This is a genomic window from Brevundimonas sp. UBA7507, from assembly GCF_002478355.1.
Lineage (GTDB): Bacteria > Pseudomonadota > Alphaproteobacteria > Caulobacterales > Caulobacteraceae > Brevundimonas > Brevundimonas diminuta_D.
Genome location: NZ_DLNP01000022.1, coordinates 1 through 14,437 on the forward strand (window position 1 = coordinate 1; position 14,437 = coordinate 14,437).

Genomic DNA, 14,437 nt, shown 5'->3' on the forward strand with positions numbered 1-14,437 from the left:
AGGCCCAGAAGGCGTAGGCCCCGAGGCGCGGAAACGGCAGGTCGCGCGCCCCCAGCATCTGCGGCAACAGCAGCACGCCCAGCGCCTCGACCGCCGGCACGGCGAACAGGAACATCATCACCGTACCGTGCATGGTGAAGATCTGGTTGTAGGTCTCCTGCGGCAGGAAGCCCGTCATCGGCAGGGCCAGCTGGGTGCGCATCAGCAGCGCCAGCACACCCGCCAGCACGAAGAACAGCATGGCCGCGCCGACGTAATAGACGCCGATGATGTTGTTGTTGATCGCCGTGATCCACTCGCCGGGACGGCGTGGACCGCACCAGGCGGCTTCCAGCTGCTCCAGCTCGCCGGCCGGACGCGTCTCCTCGGTGGGAAAGCGATCGTATTTGCGGACGTCGAAGCCGGTTTCCGACGTCATTTCAGACTGTCCAGATAGGCGGCCACGTCGCGCAGCTCGCGCCCGGTCAGCACTGGATAGGACGGCATGCGGTTGCCCGGCTTGATCCCTTGGCTGTCGGCGATCCACCCCGCCATCGTGCCCTGATTGTTGGGCAGGATGCCCGCGCCCAGCGTCTGGCGTGAACCGACATGGGTCAGGTCCGGCCCGGCCAGGCCGTTGGCCTCGGTTCCGCGTATGGTGTGGCAGGCGCCGCACCCCGAGGCGCCGAACACCGCCGCGCCCGGCAGGGCGGACGGCGCGGCGGGCGCGGCCTGCCTGGCCCGCCAGGCCTCGAAGTCGGCCTCCGCATGGGCGACGACGACGAAGCCCATCAGGGCGTGAGGTCCGCCGCAGTATTCGGCGCACTGTCCCGCATAGACGCCCGGTTTGTCAGCCTGCAGGCGCATGAAGTTGCGACGTCCGGGGATCATGTCCGTCTTGCCGCCCAAACGCGGCACCCACAGGCTATGGATGACGTCGGCGCTCTCCAGCTCGATCACCACCGGACGGCCGACGGGGATGTGAACCTCATTGGCGTCCTGGACCGTTTCGCGGCCCTGGCCGTCCAGATAGGCCACGCGCCACCACCACATCTCCCCGGTGACGCGCACGCGCATCTCGCCGTCACGCGGCGCATCGGAAACCCGCGCCGTGACGCTGAGGCCGTAGATCAGCAGGCCCGTCAGCACCACCACCGGAAAGGCCAGGCCGCCGATCCAGACCAGGCGCTCGCCGCCGACGCGACGTTTCCACGTTCTCGGCCCGAAAAGGGCGACGCCCAGGGCGATCAGGACGACGGCCAGCACGACCGCGCCCATGACGAACAGCACCCAGGCGACGACCGTCACCGGCCCGGCGAACGGCCCTGCGGGGTCCAGAACCGGCGGCGGCCAACCGCCCAGCATGTCCGGCGTCTCAGTCGTCATCGAGCGTATAGAGGTAGGCCGCTATGTCGCGGGCTTCGGCTTGTGTCAGGAGCATGGGCGGCATGCCGGTGTCGGGCAGCAACGACGGGGCGTCGCGCACGAAGGCGGCCATGACCGCAGGTTGGTTCGGCAAGCGCCCTGCGATCATCGGCCGCGCCCCGACGCCCGCCAGCGATCCGCCGGTCCGCCCCTCGGGCCAGGCCACACCGGGAATGACGTGGCAGGCGCCGCAGCCCTGGGTCCGGATCAGGCGCAGCCCCTCGACCGCGTCGGCGCCCGCCAGGTCGCGCGGCGCCCCAGCCTTGTCCGCGCAGGCGGTGAGGCCCAGCAGGCCGACGGCCGAGATCACAGCCCCTATCTTCCCCATCGTCGCGACATGACAGCATCCGGCCCCTTTCCGCTTCGCCAGAACCAATCCGCCGGGCGGCCAGGGGTTCCGAGGCGGAACCGGCGCCGCAAAGCCGGTGTTGGATCAGGGTGCGCGCCCTGCTCCTCGCTTTTCTGGGATTGACCCTCGCCGCCTGCGATACGACGCCGGGCGCAACCGATCGCGCTTTTCAGGCGTCCGGCGAGATCATCGCCATGGGCGGCGGGGCGGGCGGCGCGGCCAACGCCTGTTTCACCTGCCACGGCCTGAAGGGCGAAGGCGACGGCGTCTCGACGCCGCGTCTGGCCGGTCTGGACCAGGGCTATCTGCAGAAACAGATGGAGGACTACGCCAGCGGCCTGCGCCCTGACGACGTCATGACCCGCGTGGCCAAGGGTCTGGATCAGGACGCGCGCCGGACGGTGGCGGCCTGGTACGCCGGACTGCCCGCGCCCGCCGTGCGAGCTTCAACCGCCTCCCCGCCTCCGATCTGGCTGACTGGCGATACGGCCCGCGGCATCACCGCCTGCGCCGCCTGCCATGGCGTTGAGGGCCAGGGCGCGGGCGAAGGTCAGCCGATCGTGGCCGGGCAGCCCGCCGCCTATACGCTGGAACAGATTGACCGCTGGAAGTCCGGCGAGCGGCGAAACGACCCGCGCGGCGTCATGGCCGCCGCCGTCCAACGGCTGACGGATGACGAAGCCCGCGCCATCGCCGCCTGGCTGTCGACCCAGCCGCCCTCCCCGGTCCGCGCCGAAGCGTCGATCGCCCGCGCCGCCTCGGTCGCTGCTGCCGCGCGCCCGGCCGCGTCGCGCGAGATCCGCCGCCCCGCTCGTTCCGACGGCGACTGAACTCCTCGGGAACAGGCCACGCACACAGCGATTGGTTGTCTCACGACTAGAACAACCCGGTGGAGGCCGCTGATGCACGCCCACAGCTATCGTAATCTCGCAATCGAACTGCTGATCGACTTCGTCATCATGTATCTGGTGATGTTCACCATGATCGCGACGCTCGATCATTTCCGCTTCAACCTGAACAACGTCTATATGACGCTGATGATGGTCGCGCCGATGGCCGTGGTCATGCTGCTGTCGATGCGTTCGATGTTCCAAAACAGACGCGCCAACTGGATCATCATCGGAGTCGCCGCCGTCGTATTCGCCGCCAGCTTCTACGCCATGCGCACCCAGGCGGCCATTAACGACCAGGAGCTGATCCGCGGCATGATCCCCCATCATTCCGGGGCGATCCTGATGTGCGAAAAGGCCAAGCTGATCGACCCTGAGCTCATCGCCCTGTGCGATGAAATCATCGTCGCTCAAGAGCGGGAGATCGCCCAGATGCAGGCGATCCTGGACCGACTCTAGACCTGGAAGCGGGTGCGGCCGCGCCGCAGCCTCCGAACGGTCGTCGCGATCCTTTTCTCCAGCGCGCGCCATCGTCGCTGCCATCGCGTGCGCCGCGGCCTCAATTGAGGCACGACCGGCAGCATGGCGTGGAAGACGTCGTCGCGGTCGATCAGGTGATGCTTCAGCGCCGCCCCCGCATGAATCGGGATCATCAGCAGAAGAGCGACAATCAACGCCCAGTGCATACACTCCGCCGCAGCCTCGACCGCCCACAGCTGGCGGTTCGACAAATTCTGCATCGGCAACAGCGGCCATGGAATGAAGCCCGCCGCCTCCAACTGGGTGTTTCGCGCCGTCGCAGAGACCATCGCCCAACCCGACAACGGCAGGCCGAACAGACACATGTAGAAAACATAGTGGGTGACGCGGGCCGCCGTGCTTTCCCACCCCGGCTTGTCTGCGTCATTGATCAGGTCCGGCGCGACCAGCCGCCAGGTCAGGCGGCCGATCACCAACAGCAGCATCAGCACGCCGACGGCGAAGTGAACCTCATAGGCGGCGACCTTCTCCCCGCCGACCGGCAACCGGCCCATCCACCAGCCCCAGCCCAACTGGAAGACGACCAGGCCCGCCATGATCCAGTGAAACCAGATGGCCACGGGAGAATAGCGCCCCTCATCATGATGACCGGCGGCCCATTCCAGCGCCTGGGCGATCAGCCGGTCGATCATGCCGCCGCCTCGCCCACCGGCTTCAGCAGACCGTGAAGGCGCCAGAGGGCGACCAGGAGATAGGCCGCCGCCGCTGGCGCCCACATGATGAGCCCGGCCGCCTGCTGGTCCTCCAGCGGCGTCATGTTCCAGGCCATGGTGCTGGCGAAATGCGGCGCATAGAGCGGCTGGCCCGCAAACACGATCAGGGCGCCCAGAAGCCCCATCAGCAGCATGGCCGCCAGCAATGCGGCGACGGCCGCATGGCCTCTGGCGCTGCGCACGGCCGCCCAGAACCAGACTGCGCTGCCCAGAATAGTGAATTGCATCAACCAGTAGATCGCATCATGCGACAGGGCCTGGGCATAGAGACCCGGCGCATGCCAGGCCCAGAAGATCACCGCCTGCGCGGCCGTCGCCGCCGCCAGCCTCGGCTTTCTCATCGTCGGCACACAAAGGGCCAGCAACGGGGCCGCCGCCAGCACCAGAAGCAGGTGGTGCAACGTCCGTGCGGTGAACAACGCCGAACTCAGCGCGCACAGAGGCGAGATGAAACCGATCACCAGCGCGGTCATCGCAGCCGCGTATCGCCCCCTTTCCGGCCCGCGCAGCAGAACCAGCCCCGCGACCGTCGCAGCCGTCACAACGACCCAGAGAACCGGGTCGCCGTTCCAGCGGCTCAGCGCCTCGGCCGGATCGGGCGCGGGCCCGCAATAAGGTGTCCAGACGGCATCGACCATCCTGGGCCAACGCCTGCGTGCAGCGACGGTTCACTAAGCCGGATCACGCCAGGCCTTCGCCGTCCCGCAGATAGATCGCGGCATCATAGCCTCGGCCATAGGGCGCCTCGGCGGAGAAGCTGAGATCAAGCAAGCGCGACCGGAAAAAATCGCCGTGCGCCAAGCCTTTGAAGTCGACGACGACTGCGCCGCTTCCACGCTCGAGCAGCGCCGCCTCAAGCGAATCCGGTTCTTGGGTCGGGACGGGACGGGTCACGCTGAAGTCGATTTCGGATCCATCCAGCGCCTTGTGCGACAAAGCGCTGACGTGGCCGCGCCCAAGGGTCGTCGCAATCGCGCATACCCTGTCGGGAAAGGCGCGGGAGATCACGCCGCCGACGTAGGCCAGGGCGGTCTTCTGCGCGTCGCTCATGGCGGCGATCTGGGCGGCCGGTCCTTTATCGCGAACGTCCAGATAGACCGTAGAGTCCTTCAGGATGTGGTTATTGTGCGCCCAGACGATGATCTTCCGTCCGGGGTGCTTATGACGGATCAGCCAGCCGAGATTGGCGGCCATGGCTTCGTCCCTGGAATGGCCCAGCCATGCGAACCGGGCCCAGGCGTCAAGGCTGGCCAGTTCGGCGAAAATCTGTCCGCTGGCGTCGCCCGCCGCGGCGTCATCGCGACGAAGCAGGGACACGAAGCGGGCGATTGCGGTGAAATAGGCCTCCTGCACCGCCGTTTCCGGCGGCGCGTCGAATTCCGCCGATTGAAGAGCGGCGTAGCCGCGGACCAAGGCCTCGAACGCGTCATTGGACAGGCCGACAGTCGTCGCGACGGGGCGCAGGACATCGACCACGCCGCTACGGGCGCTAGCGCCCTTCAGCCGACAGTCGAAGCCGCAGACGTCAAGTCGCCCGCCGGCCCGGAAGACGGTCTCGACATAGGCCCATAGTCCATCGGCGGCGGGCGCCCTGCCCCAGAAGTCATAGATGTTGGTCTGCGCGAACGGACGGACCTCTTCCGGTCGGGAGATATCGTCCCACCCGCGAGTGACGGACCAGAAGTCCGCTTCGAACGCCAGAACATCAAAGCCGAACCGCCTGTGCAGAAGCTCGACCAGCCGCCCGCGCAACCGGATGGAGGCCCCGTCGCCATGGCTGGATTCTCCCAGCATGACGATGTCGCGATCGCCGATGATGCGGGCGAGCGCGTCTGCGAGCGTTGTTTCCTCGGCGGGATCAAAGGCGGCGTCGAACGGAATGGCGTCCCAGGCCAACCGCGCCGCCAGGGCGTCCTGTCCTCGCGAAGGCAAGGTTAGCGAACCCAGCCCCGCCGCCAGAAGCCCGAAGGATGTTTCGCGCCGCGTAAGAATGACCTGTCCTCCCAACCGTCAAGCTCCTACCTCTAGGGCGGGGCGACCGCGCGAACAACGGGAGAGGAAATCGTCGGCGACCGCGACGGACCTGAGAGCAGCGGGCGGAACCCGGTTTCGCCATGCGCCGTTTCCATGCCCTGTTCAGGAACCCGCTCATGTCCGATACCGTCGCCGATGCCGCCTTCGAGCCTCCCGCAGAAGCCCAGGCCTTTTATGAAGAGTCCTTGCGTCTGCTGAAGGAATCCGGCGTTCCCTTCCTGCTCTCGGGCACCTACGCCGTGACGGCCTATACCGGAATCCGTCGGCCGACCAAGGATCTGGACGTCTTCTGCAAGCCCGGCGACTACCCCCGGATTCTGGCCTTCTTCCAGGCGCGCGGCTATCGCACCGACGTCGAGGACGAACGCTGGATCGCCAAGGTCTGGAAAGACGACAAGCACTTCTTCGACGTGATCTTCGCCATGTCGAACGGCACCATCGCCGTCTCCGACAGTTGGTTCGGGCCGGATCGCATCACCGTCTACGGGCATGAGGTGACGATCACTCCGCCGACCGCCCTGATCCTGTCCAAGGCCTTCATCCAGGACCGCTATCGGTACGACGGCGCCGATGTGAACCACGTCATTCTCAAGCAGGCTGACGCCATCGACTGGAAATCGCTTCTGGATCAGATGGACCTCTATTGGGAGGTGCTGCTGGCGCACCTGCTCAACTTCCGCTTCGCCTATCCGACGGAGCGCGGCCTGGTGCCGGCGTGGCTGGTGACGGAGTTGATCGGCCGCCTTCAGGCCCAGGTCGATCTGCCGGCGCCGCGCGTAAAGGTCTGCCGCGGCCGCCTGTTCAGCCCCAGAGACTACATCGCCGACATCTCCGAATGGGGCTTCGGCGACGTGGTGGGCAAGGGCCTGGAGGAACGCCATGACCCCGTCGCCTGAACCCGCCGCCCCCGCCGCTGAAAGCCAGACGCCTCAACCCGGCATGGAAGCCGGACCGAAGAAGAAGCTTCGCGTCGCCGCCGTCGGCGATCTGCACGTCGGCGAGACCTCGCATCGCGCCTATCGCGACCTGTTCGACCGGGTGCATGAAGACGCGGACGTGCTGTGCCTGTGCGGCGACCTGGTCAATTTCGGCAAGACGGTCGAGGTGGAGAACCTGCTGGAGGATCTGCGCGCCTGCCGCATCCCCATGGTCGGCGTGCTGGGCAATCACGAGCACGAGTGCGGCCAGCCTCTGGAGGTGGCCCGCATGCTGAGCGAGGCCGGGGTCAAGATGCTGACCGGCGAAGCCTATGAGATCGACGGCGTCGGCTTCGCCGGAGGCAAGGGCTTCGTCGGCGGCTTCGGCCGCTACATGCTCAGCTCCTTCGGCGAGGCCTCGGTGAAGACCTTCGTCAATGAGGCGGTTGAGGACGCCAATCTCATCGAAAATTCGATCCGAACGCTGCGGACCGAGCGGAGCGTGGTTCTGCTCCACTATGCCCCGGTGGTCGACACGGTGATCGGCGAGCCGCCGGAAATCCACGCCTTCCTCGGCTCGTCGCGGCTGGCTGAGGTGGTCGACCGCTATGAGAACGTCAAGCTGGTGGTGCACGGCCATGCGCATCGCGGGGCGCCGGAAGGCCGCACGGCGCGCGGCGTCCCGGTCTACAACGTCGCCCTGCCCGTGCTGCGGGCGCTGGGCGACACGCCCTATCGCGTATTCGAGGTCTGAGCTCAGGCGATCCCGGCGCCGCCGGTGACGCCCCATACCTCGCCCGTGACGAAGCTGGCTTCCTGCGACGCCAGCAGAACGTAGACGGGCGCGATCTCGACCGGCTGGCCCGGGCGGCCGAAGGCGCTGTGAGCCCCGAATTTCTCGACCTTCTCCTGAGGCTGGCCGCCGCTGGGCTGCAGAACCGTCCAGAAGGGCCCCGGCGCCACGGCGTTCACCCGCACGCCCTTCTCGATCAATTGTTTGGCCAGGGCCTTGGTGTAGGTGACGATCCCGCCCTTGGTGGTGGCGTAGTCGAGCAGGATGTCCGACGGTTCATAGGCTTGGATCGAGGCCGTGGTGATGACCGCCGCGCCCGGCGGCAGGTGCGGCGTCGCCGCCTGGCACAACCAGTGCAGGGCGTAGAGATTGGTCTTAAGCGTGGCGTCGAAATCCTCGGTCGAGACCTGGCGCACGTCCTCGCGAAACTGCTGCCGGCCCGCGTTGACGACCAGGATGTCCAGGCCGCCGAAGGCCTCGAGCGTGCGCTCTACCATGGTCGCATTCCACGCCTCGTCACGCACGTCGCCGGGCAGGGCCAGCGCCTTGACGCCTTCTGCCTCGATCAGGGCGATCACCTGGCGCGCGTCAGCCTCCTCTGAGGGCAGATAGGAGGCGGCGACATCGGCCCCTTCGCGGGCGTAGGCGATGGCGATGGCGCGGCCGATGCCGGAATCGGCCCCGGTTATCAGGGCGCGGCGCCCCTTCAGCCGCCCGTGGCCGCGATAGCTCTCCTCCCCATGATCGGGCTTGGGCTCCATCTCAGCCACCAGTCCGGGCGCGGGTTGCGGCTGCCGCGGAAACGGCGGACGCGGATATTGATTTCGGGGATCCTGCATTGTCAGGCGGTCGGACATGACGGCTCCTGTAGACGTTTGAAGGGCGTGCCTTCCTAAGTCGCCCTCTGTCCGCGCGTTCCCCTCCTGCGGCGGAACGTCGTCTTCAGCCGCGACGTTTCCGACGCACCCGAGCCGGAGAAGCCGCATGCCAGATTCCGTTTCCCAAGCTCCAGCCGTCCCTGAACCACGCAAGGGCATGCCCAGCCCGGAACTGGACCGCGCAACCTTTGAAACCCGCTTCCGCAGCCGGTTCGCGGACCCTGCCTTTGATCCGCTACGCGACGAGATCGACCGCCTGGCCGCCGCAGCCTGGGACGGCTACATCGGGGGTCGGAAATCGCCGCTGACGCGCCCCGCCGGTCCGAGCTTCGCCGAGCCGGACTATGAGCTGGCGCTGGACTGGTTGGACGCCCACAAAGCCCTTCGCGCCGCCGAGGCGCAGCATGACGACGCCGCCGGGCCCGCGCGCATCCTGATCATCAACGCCTCCAGCCGCTCCGAGCACACCTGCCCCGGCGAAATGTCCAAGAGCTGGCGTCTGGTCCAGGTCGCCCGCGAAGTTGTGGAAGGTCACGCGGGCGTGGAGACTGAAGTTCTCGACCTGTCACGCCTGGCGTCGGAATACGGCCGGGAAATTCATCCCTGCAAGGCCTGCTTCTCCACCGCAGCGGCCCTCTGCCACTGGCCGTGCAGCTGCTATCCCAACTACAGCCTGGGCCAGGTCCACGACTGGATGAATGACATCTATCCGATGTGGGTCCGCGCGCACGGCGTCCTGATCGTCACCCCGGTCAACTGGTATCACGCCTCCAGCCCGTTCAAGCTGATGATGGACCGGCTGGTTTGCGCCGACGGCGGCAATCCCGACCCCACCACGACGCACGGCAAGACCGTTTCAATGGCCAAGGCGCTGGAGCTGGCCGACTGGCCCTATCCCCGCCATTTGGCGGGTCGGCGTTTCGCCCTGGTCGTTCATGGCGATACGGAAGGCGCAGAGAACGTGCGCCGTTCTCTGTCCGACTGGCTGGTCTCAATGGAGTTGTCGAGCGTCGGCGCGGACGCGGAGATCGACCGCTACATCGGTTATTGGGAGCCCTACGCCACCAGTCACGACGCCCTAGATCGCGACCGAGCCGTTCAGGATGAGGTGCGGCTGACGGCCGAGAAACTGACCCTGGCCGTGCTGGCGCGACGCAACGGCGCGTCGGAACCCCTTGAGCCAGACCTCAAAGCCCCACGCCGAAAATAGGAAACTGACCGGCGCCGTATGGAACACGCCTGGCGTCGATCCCTTCTCCCCTACGAAAGGAGTCTCTTTTGCCCCTCGCGAATAAGGAAAAGCCTGAGGTTTTGCGACGTCCGCGGCGACTGTTGATGCTCGTCGGAACGCTTCTGGCCCTGTTGTTGATCGTCTACCTGGCCACGGCGGCGACCGGCTTCCTCCGCACGCAAACGAAGTCTCCGGATCCGCGGATGACCGGCGCCGAAGCGCCCCTGGAACGCGCCATGTGACGGCATGTCCAGGCTTGAGCGTTTGGAACACCGCCGCGTCCCGCCGCTTAAGCTCCCGTCACAGGGAGGATAAAGACATGACCGATCGCCATCGCCGCCCGCCGGGCCTTCTCGCCACGGGAGGCCGCCATGCGCTTCTATGAAGTCGTGGTCGGCAGCGACAGCGGCCCTCAACGACGCTTGCGAGTGGCCTCGCCCACCGACGCCCAGGCCGTCGACGCCGCTGCCCCGCTGATGCGCGCGCACGAGGCCGTGCTGTCCATCCGCGAAACGCCGGACGACGGCCTTCAGCAAGCCGACGCGCCCCCGCCCAAAACTCAGGCGGAAGAACTGGCCCCCGTCACGCCCGGCATGGCCGCCAAGTCCTGATCACCCAAGGAGTTTAAAATGATGATGAAGCAAACCGCCGCCCTCCTGGCCGTTTCAGCCGCCGCTCTCACCCTGGCCGCCTGTAATCAACAGCAAGGGTCCGAAGCCGTCGACAAGGCGCAGGACGCCGTTTCCGAGCCGGTGGGCCAGACCTCGGCGGCGACCATGGGCGCCAATATGGTCAGCGCCTATGTCCCGAACGCCGCCATGGGCGACATGTATGAGATTCAGGCCGCCGACATCGCCATGGAGCGATCGAAGAACGCCCAGGTCAAGGAACTGGCGCAGATGATCAAGACGGACCATACAGCCGCCTCGACCGCTCTAAAGGCCGCCGCCGGGCAGGCTGCGCCGGACACGACCTTGCCGACCGAACTGGATCAGCGCCGCAAGGGCCTGATCGACAACCTGCGCTCAGCCTCGGCGGCGGACTTCGACAAGACCTATATCGACCAGCAGGTCGCCGCCCATGAGGAGGCCGTCACCCTGCATCGCGGCTTCTCGGACAAGACGGACGCCCCTGCCCTGGCGGAGCACGCCCGCACCGTCTTGCCCAAGATCGAAGCCCACCTGGAGCGCGCCAAGCAGTTGCAATCCAACTTGGCCGGCTGACGCACGCCGAAGTTAAAACGGCGCGAAGGGGCGGACTGCGGTCCGCCTCTTCTTTCTATTCAGCGACCCCGCGCCGCGTTCGGCATTGACTACGGCGTCTATTTGCGGGGTTCCGTTGCCCCCGGTCCTGTCCAGATCCGAACACTAAGGAACGGGCTTGTGCGCCTATCGCTTCGCAAGCTCCCCTTTCATATTCAGGAGAGCCCCATGGCCGAGAAAACGCTGCAGACCCTGTTTCACGACACCTTGCGCGACATCTATTACGCCGAGCGCAAGATCCTGAAATCCCTGCCGAAGATGGCGCGCGCCGCCCAGTCGCCCGATCTCAAGGCAGCCTTTGAGAAACACCGCGAGCAGACGGAAGGGCAGATCGAACGCCTGCAACAGGTGTTCGAGATCATCGGCAAGCCCGCTCGCGGCAAGACCTGCGACGCCATCGAAGGCATCCTGGCCGAGGGCGACGAGATCGCCGAAGAGTACAAGGATTCGGCGGCGCTGGACGCCGGCCTGCTGGCCGCCGCCCAGGCGGTCGAGCACTATGAGATCACCCGCTACGGCACGCTCAAGCGCTGGGCCGAGGTGATGGGGCTGAAAGACGCCGTCAAACTGCTTAATGAAACCCTGCAGGAAGAGAGCCAGACCGACCATGATCTGACGGCCATCGCCGACGCCGCTATCAACGCCGAGGCGTTGAAGCCCGCCGCCTGAATTCCAACGGCCCTGCCGCCCGATCAGCGGCGGGGCCGTCATTCGGCGCTAAACCGGCAGTCGCTCCAGCCGCAGATAGGAGGGATTGAATTCGGCCGCGTCCGCCAGACGATCCCATTCCAGGATGCGAACCTCAGACCCCGTCCACTCCAGCCATCCGGCCTCGCGCATGACCTTCAGCGTACGGTTCACGTGCACGGCGGACATGCCGAGCAGATCCGCAATCTCGGCCTGTATGATGGGAAAGCGAAAGACGCCGTCACGCGCCAGATCCACCGCTTGCAGGCGGGCGTAGATTTCGCACACCAGCAGGGCCGTCCGCTCCAGCGCCTCCTGCCGACCCAGCGCCAGCAGCCATTCGCGGTGCATCGCGGCGTCCACTACCGTCTCGAGCCACAGCAAACGCGTGAGATGCGGATGCTCTTCAGTCAGCTTGCGCAGCCGGTCGTGCGGCGCCTCGGCGATCAGGCAGTCCGACAGCGCACGCACGCCATGATCGACACGCTTTAGAACGAAGCCGTGCAGGTCGATGAAGTCGCCAGGCAGGTTGATCTGAGTATACTGCCGCCGCCCGTCGCTCAGATCGCGATAACGCGCGCAGAAGCCGTCGACGACCAGACTGGAATGATCGACCAGAGCGTCCTGGGAGACGATGTCGCTGCCGGCGGGTTTCAGAACCACATGGGTCAGCACGTTTCGCAAGGCCTGCCGTTCGCAGTCCGTGATGACATCGCGGCGCTCAAGCTTGTTCTCCAGAAGACGGCTGTGGTCGTGCATCTCGCTCCCCTTATTGGCGGAAACACAACGCCGGTTCTTCGCGAATGTTGCGACGCAGGAAAGCCGCCAAGGTCACCAAGGCAGCAAATGCGACACAGAGAAACCCTGGAGCTTGAACCGCATTATCTTCGCGTAACAGGGGAGTTTGTATCGTGAATAGAACACCAGTTATCGAACGCGCCTTCGAGTTGGCCCGCAGCGGCCGCTTCCGCATTCCAAGCGAAGTACGAAAAGCCCTGATCTCGGATCGGTATACCCAGGCCGAACTCTTCCAATTGGAAGGCAAGGCCACATGGAGGCAGCTTCGCACCCTGTGCTCGGACTCCTATTACCGCGCCTAGGAAAGCTTCGTCGACGATGCCGCAAGCGTCACGGTCGAGCGTTCGGACTAACCTATGTAAAGAACGAAACACCTCCGGCCGTGCTGTTGGTCAGAGGGATGAAGAATCAGTCTTATCAAGATGATGTAGACATAGCCGCGGCGTCGCTGGAGCGGATGCTGTCCAGCTTCGTCGCGCTGTCGCCCGCCGACGTGGATCGCGTCCGCGGCTGGTTCCATGGTCCGGCGCTGGTCCACCCGCCCGGCGGGTCTGTGTCCCTTCACCCCGAACGTCAGGACGCCCGCGTCGTGGCCCGCGGCTGGATCGCGCGCGGAGCCATGCTGGAAGACGGCCGGCGGCAGATCGTGGGCCTCAGCCTGCCCGGCGACGTCATCCTGGCCGCCGACGCCGTGGACGCCGACATGGCGGTCTGGGCCCTGACCGACGCTTCCACCCTCGACGCCTCCCTGCTGTGGGAGGCGATTTCAGAAAGCGGCGACGTCAGCCCCCGATTGCTGGAAGCGTGGCGCCAAGTCCGCTCGGCGGAGCGCCTGCGCCTGGCGCGGCACGTGATCCGTCTGGGGCGGCTCAGCGCCTATGAGCGGACGGCCCATCTTCTGCTGGAATTGTACGAGCGGCAAAGCCGCCTCGGCGCCGCCGAGCCCGGCGTTCTTCATCTCCCCCTGACCCAGGACATGCTGGCGGACATCCTGGGGCTCAGCGCCGTGCATATAAACCGCACGCTGCAGCAGCTCCGACGAGCAGGCCTGGTCGACTACCGGACCGGGCGAGCCATCCTGCCTGACCTGCAGGGTCTGGCCTTGGCCGCGGGGCTCAGCGTCGCCGACGACCTCGCGGATGCGCCGCCCAGCCGCGACTAACTCATGTAAGTGGGGTTCGTCGACATCCATGGCAGGGCTTCAGGCCAGGAGGCCCCATGCCCGCAGATTCAGCCGTCATTCTCCCCTCGCCCGCACGGCCTATCGGCCGTTCCCGCCCCAACATCCACGACCATCCGGTCTATCGCGCCCTGCCGTCGGACGCCCAACAGCGTCTGATCGCCGAGGGGGTGGAGCTCGACCTGGCAGGCGATGCGCAGACCCCGCTGGACAGGGACCACCTCTGGTTCATTCTGTCGGGTGTTTTGGGCGTCTTTCCCGCCGCCAGCGACGTCTGCGTGGCGCCGATCGTCTCCGGCTCCGTCTACGGCTGGGATCACGCCCTGGGCTCCAGCGGCAGCGGCGCCGACGTGCGCCCGCTTTTGGATGTTCGGCTGTTTCGTGTTCCAGCCGCCGTCGTCCGCGAGGCGCTGGGCTATGACTGGCTGTCGCGTTTCATCGCTCTTCAGGCGGTTCAGCGTTTGACGTTTCTGGAACAGGAAGCCGCCTGCAATGCTTCGCACCGCGTGTCGGAGCGTCTGGCGAAATGGTTGCTTCGCCTGCACCACGGCGGCAACGGCGCGCCGCTTCGCCTGACGCAGGCCCAGTTGGCCGCCATGCTCGGCGTCCAGAGAACGAGCATCAACGCCGCCGCCAGCAACCTGCAGACTATGGGCGCTGTGCGCTTCAGCCGCGGCAAGGCGTCTATCCTGGACGCCGACAGCCTCGCAAATCTTTCGTGCCGCTGCGGCGCCGCATGAGGGAGCCGAAGCTGCGCTCTG

20 protein-coding genes are annotated in these 14,437 nt (G+C 66.3%); 12 read left to right on the forward strand and 8 right to left on the reverse strand.

The genetic code is table 11. The annotated features are described in order from the left end of the window. From B3D50_RS14960 to B3D50_RS14970, 3 genes are all read right to left on the reverse strand, one after another. Positions 1-418 (reverse strand): cbb3-type cytochrome c oxidase subunit I (locus tag B3D50_RS14960; protein WP_286952402.1); only part of this gene is annotated, 418 nt, incomplete at its 3' end. Beyond that, positions 415-1,365 carry a cytochrome c oxidase subunit II gene (gene coxB / locus B3D50_RS14965; RefSeq protein WP_286952404.1) on the reverse strand — a complete coding sequence of 317 codons (951 nt, stop codon included), beginning with the start codon at positions 1,363-1,365 and terminating at the stop codon, positions 415-417. The genes coxB and B3D50_RS14960, both read right to left, overlap by 4 nt. After that, positions 1,355-1,714: a c-type cytochrome gene (locus tag B3D50_RS14970; RefSeq protein WP_286952406.1), complete on the reverse strand. Its 360-nt coding sequence runs from the start codon at positions 1,712-1,714 to the stop codon at positions 1,355-1,357. Before B3D50_RS14970 ends, coxB begins: the two co-directional genes overlap by 11 nt. Positions 1,715-1,842: 128 nt before the next feature. On the opposite strand from B3D50_RS14970, the gene B3D50_RS14975 reads away from it, so the two are divergent. Continuing rightward, the gene (locus tag B3D50_RS14975) at positions 1,843-2,583 is read left to right on the forward strand and encodes a c-type cytochrome (protein WP_286952408.1); all 741 of its coding nucleotides are present in this window, start codon (positions 1,843-1,845) and stop codon (positions 2,581-2,583) included. A gap of 72 nt (positions 2,584-2,655) precedes the next feature. Continuing rightward, positions 2,656-3,102: a DUF305 domain-containing protein gene (locus tag B3D50_RS14980; protein WP_286952410.1), complete on the forward strand. Its 447-nt coding sequence runs from the start codon at positions 2,656-2,658 to the stop codon at positions 3,100-3,102. Here B3D50_RS14980 and B3D50_RS14985 read toward each other — a convergent pair. From B3D50_RS14985 to B3D50_RS14995, 3 genes are read right to left on the reverse strand one after another with little or no spacing between them, the layout of a single operon-like run. After that, positions 3,099-3,815 carry a cytochrome b gene (locus B3D50_RS14985; RefSeq protein WP_286952412.1) on the reverse strand — a complete coding sequence of 239 codons (717 nt, stop codon included), beginning with the start codon at positions 3,813-3,815 and terminating at the stop codon, positions 3,099-3,101. The two genes, B3D50_RS14980 and B3D50_RS14985, sit on opposite strands and share 4 nt — an antisense overlap. After that, positions 3,812-4,534: a cytochrome c oxidase assembly protein gene (locus tag B3D50_RS14990; protein WP_286952414.1), complete on the reverse strand. Its 723-nt coding sequence runs from the start codon at positions 4,532-4,534 to the stop codon at positions 3,812-3,814. The genes B3D50_RS14985 and B3D50_RS14990 overlap by 4 nt, the downstream gene beginning before the upstream one ends. A gap of 43 nt (positions 4,535-4,577) precedes the next feature. Further along, complete coding sequence (locus tag B3D50_RS14995) at positions 4,578-5,828, reverse strand: erythromycin esterase family protein (protein WP_286952416.1); 1,251 nt, start codon at positions 5,826-5,828, stop codon at positions 4,578-4,580. 218 nt (positions 5,829-6,046) lie between these two features. On the opposite strand from B3D50_RS14995, the gene B3D50_RS15000 reads away from it, so the two are divergent. Both B3D50_RS15000 and B3D50_RS15005 read left to right on the forward strand, forming a co-directional pair. Then, positions 6,047-6,826, forward strand: a complete 780-nt coding sequence (locus B3D50_RS15000) for a hypothetical protein (protein WP_286952418.1) — start codon at positions 6,047-6,049, stop codon at positions 6,824-6,826. Continuing rightward, positions 6,810-7,601, forward strand: coding sequence for a metallophosphoesterase family protein (locus B3D50_RS15005; RefSeq protein WP_286952420.1), 792 nt, complete (start codon positions 6,810-6,812; stop codon positions 7,599-7,601). Before B3D50_RS15000 ends, B3D50_RS15005 begins: the two co-directional genes overlap by 17 nt. A 2-nt stretch (positions 7,602-7,603) precedes the next feature. Here the strand turns inward: B3D50_RS15005 and B3D50_RS15010 are convergent, their stop codons facing one another. Then, on the reverse strand, positions 7,604-8,497 hold the full coding sequence (locus tag B3D50_RS15010) for an SDR family oxidoreductase (RefSeq protein WP_286952422.1): 894 nt from the start codon (positions 8,495-8,497) through the stop codon (positions 7,604-7,606). A 178-nt stretch (positions 8,498-8,675) separates the two neighbouring features. Here B3D50_RS15010 and B3D50_RS15015 point away from each other — a divergent pair, with 178 nt between their 5' ends. The 5 genes from B3D50_RS15015 to B3D50_RS15035 all read left to right on the forward strand — a co-directional run bounded on the left by B3D50_RS15015 (position 8,676) and on the right by B3D50_RS15035 (position 11,680). After that, entirely contained in the window at positions 8,676-9,728 is a 1,053-nt protein-coding gene (locus tag B3D50_RS15015; RefSeq protein ID WP_286952424.1) for a flavodoxin family protein, read from the forward strand. 68 nt (positions 9,729-9,796) lie between these two features. Continuing rightward, positions 9,797-9,991, forward strand: a complete 195-nt coding sequence (locus B3D50_RS15020; RefSeq protein WP_286952426.1) for a hypothetical protein — start codon at positions 9,797-9,799, stop codon at positions 9,989-9,991. A 129-nt stretch (positions 9,992-10,120) separates the two neighbouring features. Beyond that, positions 10,121-10,360, forward strand: coding sequence for a hypothetical protein (locus B3D50_RS15025; protein ID WP_286952428.1), 240 nt, complete (start codon positions 10,121-10,123; stop codon positions 10,358-10,360). An 18-nt stretch (positions 10,361-10,378) separates the two neighbouring features. Then, positions 10,379-10,972: a DUF4142 domain-containing protein gene (locus tag B3D50_RS15030; RefSeq protein ID WP_286952429.1), complete on the forward strand. Its 594-nt coding sequence runs from the start codon at positions 10,379-10,381 to the stop codon at positions 10,970-10,972. A 207-nt stretch (positions 10,973-11,179) separates the two neighbouring features. Then, entirely contained in the window at positions 11,180-11,680 is a 501-nt protein-coding gene (locus B3D50_RS15035) for a ferritin-like domain-containing protein (RefSeq protein ID WP_286952431.1), read from the forward strand. Between the two features lie 48 nt (positions 11,681-11,728). On the opposite strand, the gene B3D50_RS15040 is transcribed toward B3D50_RS15035, so the two are convergent. Next, the gene (locus B3D50_RS15040) at positions 11,729-12,457 is read right to left on the reverse strand and encodes a Crp/Fnr family transcriptional regulator (protein ID WP_286952433.1); all 729 of its coding nucleotides are present in this window, start codon (positions 12,455-12,457) and stop codon (positions 11,729-11,731) included. 152 nt (positions 12,458-12,609) lie between these two features. On the opposite strand from B3D50_RS15040, the gene B3D50_RS15045 reads away from it, so the two are divergent. The 3 genes from B3D50_RS15045 to B3D50_RS15055 all read left to right on the forward strand — a co-directional run bounded on the left by B3D50_RS15045 (position 12,610) and on the right by B3D50_RS15055 (position 14,416). Continuing rightward, the gene (locus B3D50_RS15045) at positions 12,610-12,798 is read left to right on the forward strand and encodes a hypothetical protein (protein WP_087141298.1); all 189 of its coding nucleotides are present in this window, start codon (positions 12,610-12,612) and stop codon (positions 12,796-12,798) included. Positions 12,799-12,896: 98 nt separating this feature from the next. Beyond that, positions 12,897-13,658, forward strand: coding sequence for a Crp/Fnr family transcriptional regulator (locus B3D50_RS15050; protein WP_286952435.1), 762 nt, complete (start codon positions 12,897-12,899; stop codon positions 13,656-13,658). Between the two features lie 56 nt (positions 13,659-13,714). Continuing rightward, the gene (locus tag B3D50_RS15055) at positions 13,715-14,416 is read left to right on the forward strand and encodes a Crp/Fnr family transcriptional regulator (RefSeq protein WP_286952436.1); all 702 of its coding nucleotides are present in this window, start codon (positions 13,715-13,717) and stop codon (positions 14,414-14,416) included. Positions 14,417-14,437: the final 21 nt, after the last annotated feature.